13 protein-coding genes and 1 pseudogene are annotated in these 12396 nt (G+C 52.0%); 5 read left to right on the top strand and 9 right to left on the bottom strand.

The window, feature by feature from the left end; translation table 11 throughout:
* The first annotated feature begins 115 nt into the window (after window positions 1-115).
* Window positions 116-793 (top strand): sensor histidine kinase, encoded by a 678-nt coding sequence (locus G485_RS0116355; RefSeq protein ID WP_027093417.1) that lies wholly within the window; start codon window positions 116-118, stop codon window positions 791-793.
* Here G485_RS0116355 and G485_RS0116350 read toward each other — a convergent pair.
* The 4 genes from G485_RS0116350 to G485_RS26915 form a co-directional block, all read right to left on the bottom strand.
* Complete coding sequence (locus G485_RS0116350; RefSeq protein WP_027093416.1) at window positions 770-1009, bottom strand: NHLP leader peptide family RiPP precursor; 240 nt, start codon at window positions 1007-1009, stop codon at window positions 770-772. The genes G485_RS0116355 and G485_RS0116350 overlap by 24 nt on opposite strands.
* Window positions 1010-1124: 115 nt before the next feature.
* Window positions 1125-1355 carry a hypothetical protein gene (locus tag G485_RS0116345; RefSeq protein ID WP_027093415.1) on the bottom strand — a complete coding sequence of 77 codons (231 nt, stop codon included), beginning with the start codon at window positions 1353-1355 and terminating at the stop codon, window positions 1125-1127.
* 32 nt (window positions 1356-1387) lie between these two features.
* Window positions 1388-2047, bottom strand: a complete 660-nt coding sequence (locus G485_RS30460; protein ID WP_240489173.1) for an HNH endonuclease — start codon at window positions 2045-2047, stop codon at window positions 1388-1390.
* Between the two features lie 327 nt (window positions 2048-2374).
* On the bottom strand, window positions 2375-3313 hold the full coding sequence (locus G485_RS26915) for a LysR family transcriptional regulator (protein ID WP_051318347.1): 939 nt from the start codon (window positions 3311-3313) through the stop codon (window positions 2375-2377).
* 135 nt (window positions 3314-3448) lie between these two features.
* Between G485_RS26915 and G485_RS0116330 the strand changes: the two genes are divergently transcribed.
* Window positions 3449-4516, top strand: a complete 1068-nt coding sequence (locus G485_RS0116330) for a YeiH family protein (RefSeq protein WP_027093414.1) — start codon at window positions 3449-3451, stop codon at window positions 4514-4516.
* 73 nt (window positions 4517-4589) lie between these two features.
* Here the strand turns inward: G485_RS0116330 and G485_RS31660 are convergent.
* Window positions 4590-4695, bottom strand: a pseudogene (locus G485_RS31660) (transposase); the annotation flags it as partial.
* On the opposite strand from G485_RS31660, the gene G485_RS26910 reads away from it, so the two are divergent.
* Window positions 4691-5113 (top strand): TetR-like C-terminal domain-containing protein, encoded by a 423-nt coding sequence (locus G485_RS26910; protein ID WP_051318346.1) that lies wholly within the window; start codon window positions 4691-4693, stop codon window positions 5111-5113. The pseudogene G485_RS31660 and the gene G485_RS26910 sit on opposite strands and share 5 nt — an antisense overlap.
* Before the next feature lie 125 nt (window positions 5114-5238).
* On the opposite strand, the gene G485_RS0116320 is transcribed toward G485_RS26910, so the two are convergent.
* On the bottom strand, window positions 5239-5451 hold the full coding sequence (locus G485_RS0116320) for a hypothetical protein (protein WP_027093413.1): 213 nt from the start codon (window positions 5449-5451) through the stop codon (window positions 5239-5241).
* Window positions 5452-5496: 45 nt separating this feature from the next.
* Between G485_RS0116320 and G485_RS0116315 the strand changes: the two genes are divergently transcribed.
* Window positions 5497-6060: a hypothetical protein gene (locus tag G485_RS0116315; RefSeq protein WP_027093412.1), complete on the top strand. Its 564-nt coding sequence runs from the start codon at window positions 5497-5499 to the stop codon at window positions 6058-6060.
* A gap of 8 nt (window positions 6061-6068) precedes the next feature.
* Here G485_RS0116315 and G485_RS0116310 read toward each other — a convergent pair whose 3' ends face one another.
* Both G485_RS0116310 and G485_RS0116305 read right to left on the bottom strand, forming a co-directional pair.
* Complete coding sequence (locus G485_RS0116310; protein ID WP_027093411.1) at window positions 6069-7727, bottom strand: thiamine pyrophosphate-binding protein; 1659 nt, start codon at window positions 7725-7727, stop codon at window positions 6069-6071.
* A gap of 17 nt (window positions 7728-7744) precedes the next feature.
* Entirely contained in the window at window positions 7745-10546 is a 2802-nt protein-coding gene (locus G485_RS0116305) for a sensor domain-containing phosphodiesterase (RefSeq protein ID WP_027093410.1), read from the bottom strand.
* A gap of 366 nt (window positions 10547-10912) precedes the next feature.
* Here G485_RS0116305 and G485_RS0116300 point away from each other — a divergent pair, with 366 nt between their 5' ends.
* Complete coding sequence (locus G485_RS0116300) at window positions 10913-11983, top strand: LLM class flavin-dependent oxidoreductase (RefSeq protein ID WP_027093409.1); 1071 nt, start codon at window positions 10913-10915, stop codon at window positions 11981-11983.
* Between the two features lie 210 nt (window positions 11984-12193).
* Here G485_RS0116300 and G485_RS26905 read toward each other — a convergent pair.
* A partial coding sequence (locus G485_RS26905; RefSeq protein WP_035156683.1) for a hypothetical protein occupies window positions 12194-12396 on the bottom strand: 203 nt, incomplete at its 5' end.

Genomic DNA, 12396 nt, shown 5'->3' with positions numbered 1-12396 from the left:
TTTTCTATGTTTTCCTTGCAGATAAATTCGACAAAAGTAGCTCAAATCCCTTGTGGAATAAGGATTTTTTGTTCGTTCAGCAAGCCCTAATTACAACCTTCAACGCACGGAAAAATTGAAGATCATCAGCGACCTCGCCGCGTCCGTCGCGCATGAGGTACGCAACCCGCTGCAAGTAACGCGGGGCTTTCTTCAGTTGCTTGCCGGCAGAGCCGAGGAGAAGAACAAACCTTACTTCGATCTCGCCAGCAACGAATTGGATCGGGCATCCGATATTATCACAGACTTTCTGACCTTTGCCAAACCGGAGATCGATACGATACGTCTGCTGAACATTTCGGAGGAATTGAAGAAAATCGAAGCGATGATGATGCCTATGGTGGCGATGCACGGGGGAATCTTGCATTTCAGCTCGCAGGATAACCTCTACTTTTACGGCAATTCGTCAAAGCTCAAGCAAGCCCTGATCAATATCATTAAGAACAGTATCGAAGCGATCGAACCGGACGGCCGCATCGAGGTCAAGGCGCAATCCGAGCATGATCAAGTGGTCGTTCAAATTACGGACAACGGAGTGGGGATGGACGAAGAGGAAGTCTCCAAGCTGGGCGTGCCGTTCTTCTCGACCAAATCCAAAGGCACGGGTCTCGGCTTGATGGTTACGTTTCGAATCATTGAAGTCATGAACGGAACGATCAAAATTCGCAGCGCCAAAGGAAAAGGAACCGAATTCACCATCCGGTTCCCCCAAGTTTATCAAGACGAGATTTTACCAGACGGCATTTCGCTTTGACGGGTCTTCGGCGATGTCTTCCGGATTCGGGGGTAAGGTCAGGTAGAACACATGCTTGTTTTCCTCAACCACTTTGATATCGATGTCCTCGGGAACTTCATCGCCGAACGCTTCTTTAATCGCCTTCTTCGGTTCGATCAAGAGACTCGTCTTGAATGCAGGCTCCGCCCAAGCTTTCTTGATCACCTTTACCTTCAAGGAATCCAAAGTCGTCACGCGGCCACGCTCCTTCCAATAAGTGGTTTTTATTACAAGTCCATCTTATCATACTAATGACGAATAAATCTATCATTATTTTTCTTTTTTCCGACGGCAACCTGGTAGACTGGATTCAACTAGAGGAGAGGGCAGGGAAATCGGAACCGGCGCATCGGAAACTTGGCGCAGCAGCGCAAAAAAGGCGCATTCTCCTCCACGGAGAACCGGCATAAGCTTTCAAACTCACGGAATCCGTCGATTTCAAATTGAAGGCGACGGAGCTCCCCTTCGCAATCGTTTTGCCGTTTGCGTAGGCGGCCGTGTACCACTCGTTGCCGACATGGTCGTTCTCGACCAGCTTCATGCTGACCAGCGCCACCTTGATCGGAGCAGCGATCAGTCCAGACCGCCCATAAACTCTTCAAGGTCGCGGTCCGCCTTCGACTGGTTGCATTCGTTGCAGGCGCAGACGCAGTTGAGGGGCGTCGTATGCCCGCCCTTGGCGCGCGGCAGCAAATGGTCGATCGTATCGCCGTACCGTCCGCAGAAATGGCACGTATAGTTGTCACGGGTCAAAATGAGCCGGCGAAACTCCTTGTTGCTGTAGATGCGCCGGATCGTATGGCGGTTGACAACGACGGCGGCATGCTCGCGCACGAGCGTGATCGCCAGCTCCGGGTCGACCTCCTGGTACCAGCGGCGGCCGTTGTCGGTTTTGCCGCGCATGCGGATGAAGCCTTGCCGCGTCGGCCTCAGCGCGGAGGCGTCCCAAGGGTCGGTCTTATGCGATTTCGGCTTTATTTCCGTAGGGATGACAGCGGTGATGGCGGGAGCGGCAGCCGGCTTCTTGGCCTTGCCCCGCTTCCGCCGGCGCCGCTTGGGCTTGGTCTCCGGTTGGCCCGGTGCCGCGGTGAGAACGGACACCTGCTCCGGAGTCGGAATCGAAGCCGCAGCTTGAGCTTCGGACGCGGCCGGCTTCTGCCGGCAGCTCCGGCAAGTTCCCCGGCGCCGAGGGCGTCCCGCCCTGCGCCCGCTTCGGGGAAGAAACTCCGTCAACGGCTTGAACGCTCCGCATTGCACACATCTTTTGAGCGCCGCTTCCGGTTGTTGACGTTGGACATCGGTTGTCGTCTTTGTCATACAAGCAAAGGACGAGCGCCCCCGTCCACCCTGTCACCCCATCCGATTCAATCATAGCTGCCCTAAGTATATCATATTTGCTGCACGGTGCTCGCCGTCCATGACGATTTTGCATAATCCGCACCTGTCGAGTTTGAATTAAACATTCCTTTTGTTGCCATGGGCGATCTTAAACTGTTATACTTATGAATACAGTTGAGAAAAGGAGAAAAAAGGGCAATCCATTCACTAGCGACTATGATTTTATTTCGACCCTCGCTTGCTGGGATTGGACTTGCTATCGTGCACGATCAATTCAGGCAAGGCTTCATTCTTCCGCAAGATATCCAAAAAAACCTCCGTGGCTTTCGTATGAAATTGTGTGGCTTGCGTAATGAACGAAAATTTACGGGAAACGGGAATTCCATTTATTTTTAAAACCTTTAATGTGCCCATTGAGATTTCTTTCCGAACAGCCCAATGTGAAAGTAGCGTTATCCCTAAACCCGCTTCTACAGATTCTTTAATGATTTGAGTACTGCCAAATTCCATGATGTTATGCGGATGAAGCTGGAATTTGGCAAACATTTTTTCGGTTGCCTCTCGTGTCCCCGAACCTTCTTCTCGGACAATCCATGTTTCTTCACCTAATTCGGATATTTGTATTTCCTTTCGATGTGCATATCGATGGTTGGTTGAGATAATGATAAACATGAGATCCTCTGCAAATGGTTCAATATGTAGCTTCTCATGTTGAAAGTCCCCTTCTACAATTCCAATATCCAATTGATGTCTGGCGACCAATTCCGCGATTTCTTTTGTATTCCCAATGGTAATGGTTGGCTTTATCAATGGATATTGCTCGCGCAAGTGTGCAATGATATGGGGAAGTACATATTCACCATATGTATAACTTGCCCCTATGGATAAATTCCCACTGGCCGTATGCATTAAATCATCCACCAGGCACTGCATTCGAGTATAGAGTCCCAATATTTCTTTTGCGTGATGATACACGATTTTTCCCGCTTTGTTTAATCGTACATATTTATTGTTTCGTTCCAAAAGTTTCGTCCCAACCATTCGTTCAAGTGTTTGAATGTATTGGCTGACTGCAGGTTGGGTTATGCGCAATTCTTCTGCGGCACGTGTGAAGTTTTCCTTTTCTGCTACGGTAACAAAAACAAGTAACGATTGATCCAATATGACTCCCTCCGCTTTTAAAGATACTCAGTATTATTATACCATTTTACTTATTATTATCATCATAATAATTTATTTTTCTTATTCTAATATGTGCATTATGATGGAACTATATAGAATAACGGGGGTGGCAAAATGGCGACTCAACTGAAAAACACCGTACCTTTGACAGATGGGTCCAAAATATCAAAAGATGAAATAAACAAGTTAAACAAAGCGTCTTCGTTTGGGTTATGGATGGGCGGAATTGCTTTTACGTTTGCCATTGCTTTAATGGGTTATGGGTTAGCAAAGGTACCAGGGTTTGATCATGTTGGTCAACTCGCGTCTGCGATCATCATTGCTGTTGTGTATCGTCAAATTTGGGGATATCCAGAAGCCATTCGTCCTGGGATTCAATTTTCAGCCAAAAAATTACTGCGGTTGGCCATTATCTTGTTTGGTTTAAAGCTAAATATCGACATTGTTTTTCATCAGGGACTTGGTTTGCTTGTACGTGATGTCGGATCGATTGTTTTCTCCATCTTTCTGACGGTATTATTAGCGAAATGGTTAAAAGCAGATTCGTCCTTATCCCTTCTTCTTGGAATCGGTACAGGGGTTTGCGGTGCAGCTGCCATTGCGGCAGTATCCCCCATTCTTAAAGCTAAAGATGAAGATACAGCGATTGGAGCCGGGATTATTGCTTTGGTAGGTACTGTATTTGCCATCGCATATACCATTTTAAGACCTTTCATTGACTTAACGGGCATTCAATACGGCATCTGGTCGGGTGTAAGCCTACACGAGATTGCGCATGTTGCATTAGCGGCGGCTCCTGCTGGCCAAGACGCTTTGGCAATTGGCTTACTGGCGAAATTAGGGCGGGTCTTCCTGCTTGTTCCGCTTAGTTTTATCTTGATGTATTGGATGAAACGTGGAGGGAAAGTACAAGCTGACACAAAAATCGAGTTCCCTTGGTTCTTGATTGGGTTTATCGTAATGAGCTTCATCGGAAGCTATGTTCTTGGCAAGCATCTATTCGTTTCAAAGACTGTTATGAACAATGTGTCGAATTTTACATCATTTGTTTTAACCATGGCTATGGTGGGACTCGGGTTGAACGTTAGCCTTAAAGATCTCCGAACGAAAGCATTGCGACCGCTTATTGCCATGTCGATTACGTCAATCGTTCTTTCCTTCTTAACGCTTATTGCCATATAATTGGATTTTATACAACGAATGAGAGGGGGATTTTTAGAAGTCCGGTGATCCGATATGAGCAGGTGGACGACATGAACAGATACGAAAGCAGCATCAGTCGAACCATTCGCTCCGGGTCAGCCGCCGGGCGGCCGGTACGTTCTGTATTATAGCGGTGCTACCCAATCATGGACGATGGATAATTCAAGCGAAAAGGCGGCGGAGAAGGACGAAGCCTATCCGGGAATCGCGGCGGTCTTCGAATATTGGAACCGGAACGCCGCCTTCTGCAAAGCGATGCTCGGCCCCCACGGGGATACGTCGTTCATTTTGCGTGTGAAGGAGTTGCTGCGAACGAAATTGTTCAACAAGCTCTCCGATTGGATTCCGAAGGAGAAGATCGCCAGCTTGCCGGTGCCCCGCGACTGCCTCGTCGCGTTCATGTCTTCGGCGAACATCGGCGTACTGCAGCACTGGTTCGACTTGGGCCAGAAGCAAACGCCGCAAGAAATCGCGCTGTACGTGACGCGCCTGATCCATCACGGACCGCTCGGCTCCTCCGCCATCCGCGGGATGGTCCGATCCCAGCATGCGCTTCAAGGAACGGACCGAACCTAGAGAGAGAGGATGTATTCTTAGGTTTTCCTGCATAAGAAAGGAAGAATCCGAGCGCACTGTCCGAATGCATTGGCAAACCGGCTCCCGCGGGGAAGATCGTTCCGTCAGCGCGATATGAGAATGGTTCAAATCATTCCCTCCGGACCGAAAAAACGCTTCGCGAACGCCTCGCGGCTTATATCCATGGCGACCATATAGTCCGAAAAGCCGATGGAGAAAGCTTCATAGACCGATCTACGCCCGCTTCCGAACCTTTCGCATACCGAATCACGCGGCGCACCCCCAACGATTTTGATGAACTTCTCCCCTCTCTTTTGCTTTGCCATTTGCAAATTCATTATAATGGTTTCGTATTGGCAGTTTTAGGGAGGGACGATCGCGCGATGACAAAGGCCGAAGCGATGGACAAGCTTATGGATGCTTATGAAAAGGGGATCGGCAGCTCTGAAATCATACGGATTGTGCACCAGGTATTCCATATCGATTTGGAATCCGTCCCGGATTTGCCGACCCCGCCCCGGGCGGCCATCGATGCCTACTTGGAGCAGGTTGAAGGCCAACCGAGCGGCGCCGACATTCGCCAATTGCTGAACCGGACTTTCCGCATTAATCTGGATGCCTTGTCCGCGTTGGAAGGAAGCCGAATCTCCTTGTTTTCCAAAAACCAATGGATGGTTCGGCATGAACGAGACTTGTTTGTCGTTCATACCGGAACCGGAGATGTGGATGTCAGAATCTCTCCGACAAACTGTTATGTAGAGCAAACCGGTTCCGGAGAATGGCCGGGCGATTTAAGCGACGACTTGATCGCTTTGGGGTTCCGCTACGAAGAGAATACCGGAAGCTATTATTACTCCAACCCTGCCGGCGAACCAGTTCCGGACGCCTTCAAGGGTCAAACGATGTCGGCGATCCGGAAAGCCGTTGCTTCCCTCTCTCATCTGTAAGAGAATCCTCATTTCCCAAAAGACGATAAAAATTTAACGCGATCCCCCATCGGGGGGGTGTTGTTGTCTCTTAAAGCCACTTCCAGTAGGGCCGGCCCGTTGGAATCCATGAATCGGCAGATCGTGTCTTGATCGATATCCTCCAATCCGTTGATGCGGAAGCTCGGAATATGCAGCGCCGCGGCCATTTCGGCGATATGGACGGCTTCCTGCTCGAAGGACGGATGCGTTCGCTTGAATTGCAGCGAATGCCCGTGATAGACCATCCCAAGTCGAGCGTTGTTCATCACGATGAACAGAATCGGCAGCCCCTTTTCCTTGGCCGTCAGGATTTCCATCCCGTGCATGAAAAAGCAGCCGTCGCCCGTAATGCAGGCAACGGGGCGGTCGGGCTCGGCCAGTTTGGCGCCGATCGCGGATCCGATTCCGCTTCCCATCGCTCCGAAATGGACGTTGATGTCATAGGAGTCGTAATCCAGAACCTTCATATGATGAATGACGTAAGACATAAATTCGCCAATGTCCACGGTATACCGGGTATTGGACGGCAACCGCTTCTGAATGTTCAGCAGGACGTTTTGCGTGTTGTATTCCTCGTGATCCCGGACGGACAAGCTGTTCGCTTCCAGGGGATTCTCTTTGAAGTCATAGCGTGTCCTATCCCTCGACACTCCTAACAGCCTCAGTTCCTCCAGGAGCATCGACAAGCTTAAGCGAATATCGCCTAAAACCGGAATATCGATCTTATATTTCCGATTAAACACCGACTGGTCAAAGTCCAGCTGCACCGTGAAGCGGCCTTTCGTCAGATTGGGATTGTAATTGTTCGTTGCGGTTTCGCCCAAACTGGAACCCACGATCAACAGGGCTTGGCCGGCGCCTTCGGCGATCAAAGCCGAAGCGGCTTCGTGGCCGGCAAACCCGAATACGCCTACAAGCAGCGGGTGCGTCTCCGGAATGCAGCCTTTGGCCTGCGGAGTGGTGACGATCGGCCAATTCAGCGTTTCGGCCAATTCGATCAAGGAATCGACGGCCCCCCTGACGCCTTGTCCGACCAGAATGCAGCCGTCCTTCCTCTGGGATAAAGCTTTGGCTGTGGCTTGAATGGCTTCCAGATCGGGAATCATCGGCTTCCGGTCGGGAAGGACCGGCAGATCGGGGCTACCGACCTCGGCGTGCTGAACGTCGATGGGGATGGCCACGTGAACGGGACCCGGCACGCCGGAGATGGCGATTTGGCTTGCTTTGACGATTTCGGGGAGCAGATCCTTGGCCTCTTTTACGATGACGCTATATTTCGTAACGGAACGGAACACCGGAGCGGCATCCAGTTCCTGAGAGGCGTTGAGCCCCATCGTATGGACCGGAACGGCACCGGTCAGGAACAAGACGGGCAAATGTTCGCGCATCGCATTGGCCGCCCCTGTGACCAGATTCGTCCCCCCCGGTCCGCTGCAGCCGATGCTTACGCTCATCCGGCCCGAATATTTGGCATAAGCCGCCGCCATGTAGGAAGCGGCCCCTTCGTGCTTGGTGACGATCGGCTCGATCTCGGGCACATCGTACAGCGCATCGAAGAACGCATTGACGGAACCCGCCGGAATCCCGAAAATATACTTCACGCCGTTCCCTCTCAAAAATTCCAATACTGCGCGGGCTGCTTTCATGGCAGATCCCTCCCGATTTAAATTTTACGGCTGATAATAAAGTCCTTGGTCATCTCTTCCGCCTTCATGGGCCGACTGAAATAATAGCCCTGCATCAAATTGCAGTTGCGCGCCGACAGAAATTCTATATGCTCATGGGTCTCCACTCCTTCCGCAATGACGCTAAGATTCAAATTCTGAGCCAATGTGATAATGGTGCTTGTAATCGCCGCATTATCGTCATCGCTTGTTACATCTTGCAAGAAGGATTTGTCAATCTTCAAAGCGTCGATCGGCAGGCTTTTCAAGTACCCCAACGACGAATAGCCGGTGCCGAAATCGTCGATCGCGATTTTAATTCCCAAGCCTTTCAATTCTTTCATCGTTTTTAACGTCAAGTCCCGATTCTTGATGATCAAATTCTCCGTAAGCTCCAGATGCAGAAATTCGGGGGACAAATCCGCTTCGCTTAAAGCGTTTTTGACCATGGCGAACAAATTGTTCTGCTCGAACTGGCGGGCCGACAAATTCACGGCGACACTAAACATCGGGTACCCCCGGTTCTGCCACTCCTTTAGTTGTCTGCACGCCTTCCTGAGAATCCACTCCCCTATAGGCACGATTAGGGCCGTCTCTTCGGCAATCGGGATAAATTGATCCGGAGCGATCATTCCTTGTCGGGGGTGATTCCACCTTAGCAGAGCCTCTACGCCCACAATCCGGTTCGCAGCGTAGTCGATTTGAGGCTGATAATAGACCTCGAGCTCCTCTTGATCCAATGCCCGGTACAAAGCGTTCTCGAGCTTCACGCTTTCGAACGTTCTCCGTTCCATGCCTTCGCTGAAGAAATGATAGCTGTTGCCCGATATTTCTTTGGATTTGTACATCGCCGTATCCGCATTCTTGATTAGTGTCTCTACCGAATCGCCGTTATCGGGATACAGACTGATGCCGATGCTCGTTTTAATATAGATTTCGTGCTCCATCAATTGAAAGGGCTCCGTAAAGGAATCCATCACCAGTTGAACGACGTCCAGCACTTCCTTCTCGCTTTTGATATTGGGCAAGTAAATGGTGAATTCGTCCCCGCCCTGCCGCGAGACCGTTGCGCTCTTCGGAACGCAACGACTGAGCCGCTTGGCGACGTCGCGCAGCAATTGATCGCCGTAGCTATGTCCCAGCGAATCGTTGATCACCTTGAAGCGATCCAGATCCAAATAGAGCACGGCCAGCTTCTCCCCGTTCAGTTGGGCCTGAATGATCCCCTGGTTGAGCCTGTCCTTCAGCAGAACGCGGTTCGGCAAATCCGTTACGCTGTCAAAGTAAGCGTGATATTTGATTTTCTCCTCCATCAGCTTCCTTTGCGTAATATCCCGGAACGTGACAACTTCCCCTACGATCTCGTCCTTCTCCTTGATGGAGGAGATGACATATTCGACCGGGAAACTGGAATTGTCGCTGCGATAAAACCTTTTGTCCTGCTCGCGGCGGTCCCAATCCCGATCGCACGAGGTTGGGGCGTCCTCCTCGTCTTCCCCTTTCCTGCCGTTGAAAATAAGGCTCGCCGGTTGCCCGATCAATTCCTCCTTCGAGCCGTAGCCCAAGATCGAGACGCCGGCCGGATTGCAGAACGTAATCTTGCGGTCGAGATCCAACCCGAAGATGCCCTCTCCCACCGAGTTGAGAATGAGCTCCTTCTCCCGGCTCAACTGCTGCAGTTCCGCGACGACTCTCTCCAGCTCTTTGTTTTTTACCGTAATCTCCGACGTTCTCTCCTGGATGATGATCTCTTGCTTCTCCATATATAACAGGTTGGATAAGTTCGACGCCGTCGCATCCACAATGGATTGCGCAAGCTGCATGACGGCATCCGAATAGACGAGATTGACTTCTTCCAGTTCGACCACCGCGATGACGCCCAATACTTCGCCCATCGAAACGAGCGGGAGCATAAACATGCCCTTCATGCCAAAGTCGCGGCAGAGATCGTGGTTGGGCCTGTCGTCCGCGAACACATCCGGAATGAGGACGGCTTTTTTCGTTCGGATGACTTCTTGAAAGACGGCGTCGTTGCTCTCGTCGATCTTGATTTTGCTGTGCGTCCTCATCCAGTCTTCCTCCGACCAGTCGCTATCCTTGCTTAGCTTCGCCGGCCGGATTTTTCTCTCCGCAATCGGGTCCAGCAAGTGAACGCCGATATTGTAGTTGTTCAATACTTTCCCCAGGTAGGAGAAGCAAATATCGAGACTCTCCTGCAGCGTCGAGCTCATCGCCAAATCGCGGGTTACATCCAGCAGCAGCTGCTTCTCGGCAATGAGATTCTCCTTCTGCGTTAAGTTTCTGGCGTTCTGGATCGCAACCGCCGCCATGTTCACATAAGCTTCGACCGTTTGAATTTCCGACTCGGTCAGGTTCATCGGGATGCCGTAATCGAACAAAAAGACAAGACCGAACAAGTCCTGTTCGAACGAGATCGGAAGAACGAGCAACGATTTGATTTTGAAGCGTTCTACGGCTCTGGGGTCGGGCCGGCTGTCCTTTGATGTATCCGGTATGTAAATGGTCTTCTTGGTTTCGATCACTTCTTTGGCCAGCAGGTCCATATCCGTATCGATGACATGCATGTCCAGCGTCCATCCGTTGATGACCTGCGGTTTGCCGACGTACCCTTTGAACGTTCCGTCTTCCTGCGGCAAGTAGATGCCTACCGAATCGCATTGGACGATTTCTTCGGATATCGCCGTCGTCACATGCTGCAAGACTTCGCGCAATTCCAGCTTCGTGTTGATCAGTTTGGTTAGATGCGCCAGACGGGAATACCTCATCTGCTCTTTAAACATGAGCCGCCCTCCCTCCTCCGGAAAATGGAATAAGACTTTTGCCTCTCTAATAACTCTTACAACTCTTACAAGCTTTTACAAACAATGTTCTACAGAAAACATCGGTTTCCTGTTATTATAGCAGGATTTTCGGCAAGTTTTCTTCCGCAATCCGCGACGATGGTTCCATCCCCCTTCTAGTCGGAATGGACTACCGGCAGATACTAAAAAAATTTGAGAAACAATAAATAATGAAGTAAACTGGAGGTAGCAAGCAACGACGCCTTCGGCGTCTTCGGACGACGGAGGAGCCTTGCGGAGATCGTTGCAGACAGAAATTAGCGTGGAACTTATCATTCCTGCACGAATAAAAAGGAGGCGACCGCAATGGCCGATTCGGAAGTGAAGATGGAGATCGGAATCAGTACTTTTCTGGAGACGACGCCGGATCCGGTGACGGGAGAAGTGATGAGCCAGGCCGAACGGCTTCGGCAGGCCGTGGAGGAGATTGTGCTGGCCGATCAGGTCGGGCTGGACGTTTACGGCATCGGAGAGCACCATCGGCCCGATTATGCGGGCAGCGCACCCGCCGTCGTTCTGGCGGCCGCGGCGGCCATGACCAAGCGGATTCGGCTGACGAGCGCGGTAACCGTGCTGTCTTCGGACGATCCGGTGCGCGTTTATCAGGCCTTTGCCACCCTGGACGGGCTGTCGAACGGGCGGGCCGAAATTATGGCGGGCCGGGGCTCGTTCATCGAATCCTTCCCGCTGTTCGGGTACAGCCTGGACGATTACGACGAATTGTTCGAGGAGAAGCTGGAGCTGCTGCTGGCGATCCGCGCCTCGGAGAAGGTGAATTGGCGCGGTGGCCGCCATCGGCCCGCCATCCGCAATCTTGGCGTCTATCCCCGGTCCGTTCAAGACCCGCTGCCGGTATGGATCGCAAGCGGCGGCAATCCGCCGTCCGCCGTCCGGGCGGGCATGCTGGGGCTGCCGATCGCCTTCGCGATCATCGGCGGCATGCCGGAGCGGTTCGCTCCGTTGGTGGAGCTGTATAAGCGCGCGGCCGCGCAGGCGGGGCACGATCCCGCCAAGCTGCAGATCGCGACGCACTCGCACGGCTTCGTCGCCGATACGACCGAGCAAGCGGCCGAATTGTTCTTCGCTCCGACCCAGGCGCAGATGAACGTCATCGGCCGCGAGCGGGGCTGGGGGCAGCCGTATACCCGCGCCACCTACGACGAGGCGCGCAGCTTGCGGGGCGCTCTCTACGTCGGCGATCCGGAATACGTCGCGGAGAAGATCTTGCTGCTGCGCAAAAATTTGGGCGTCACGCGCTTCTTCCTGCACGTGAACGTCGGCACGATGCCGCACCGCGACGTGCTGCGCGCCATCGAGCTGCTCGGCACCAAGGTGGCGCCGATCGTCCGCAAGGAGCTTGCCCGGATTGAGGGCTAGTAAGCTTTGTATGCAGATTAATGGAATACCCGTCTGAACGTTCACGGACACCTGCTGCCGGCAGGTGTCCGCATTCTTGCGGCGCGGACTCACAGAATCGATATGGCGGCCTTAACGCTGTCCTGCAGGGGCTGCCGATCCGTGAACGTATTGGCCATTACATAAAGGCCGTTGCGCGTGACAACGAGCAACCGTGACAACTCCCGAAGATTATGCTTCTTCGTTTTGAACCCCCTTTGGTTTCTGCGCCCTTAATAAGATCAGGTAATATCTCGACTCGGCCGAGCGGGTCAATGGAGTCACCTCCTCGCGCGTTCCCGCCGATGATCCGCCAAAGAAGCTCACGAGTCGAGCTTCTTTTGTTTTTTCCGCCGAATGTCCGCTCATGTAGCTCAAGGTTTGAGTCTCTTTGG

The organism is Cohnella thermotolerans DSM 17683 (genome assembly GCF_000429825.1).
Lineage (GTDB): Bacteria > Bacillota > Bacilli > Paenibacillales > Paenibacillaceae > Cohnella > Cohnella thermotolerans.
The sequence above is the reverse complement of the archived record's forward strand: the minus strand, read 5'-3'. Positions and strand labels throughout refer to the sequence as shown.

Coding starts and splice junctions, on each gene's coding strand:
- G485_RS0116315 (WP_027093412.1), top strand. CDS start 5,497: ATGACAAAGGCCGAAGCGATGGACAAGCTTATGGATGCTTATGAAAAG.
- G485_RS0116330 (WP_027093414.1), top strand. CDS start 3,449: ATGGCGACTCAACTGAAAAACACCGTACCTTTGACAGATGGGTCCAAA.
- G485_RS0116320 (WP_027093413.1), bottom strand. CDS start 5,451: ATGAATTTGCAAATGGCAAAGCAAAAGAGAGGGGAGAAGTTCATCAAA.
- G485_RS0116305 (WP_027093410.1), bottom strand. CDS start 10,546: ATGTTTAAAGAGCAGATGAGGTATTCCCGTCTGGCGCATCTAACCAAA.
- G485_RS26910 (WP_051318346.1), top strand. CDS start 4,691: ATGGATAATTCAAGCGAAAAGGCGGCGGAGAAGGACGAAGCCTATCCG.
- G485_RS0116300 (WP_027093409.1), top strand. CDS start 10,913: ATGGCCGATTCGGAAGTGAAGATGGAGATCGGAATCAGTACTTTTCTG.
- G485_RS0116345 (WP_027093415.1), bottom strand. CDS start 1,355: ATGAAGCTGGTCGAGAACGACCATGTCGGCAACGAGTGGTACACGGCC.
- G485_RS0116310 (WP_027093411.1), bottom strand. CDS start 7,727: ATGAAAGCAGCCCGCGCAGTATTGGAATTTTTGAGAGGGAACGGCGTG.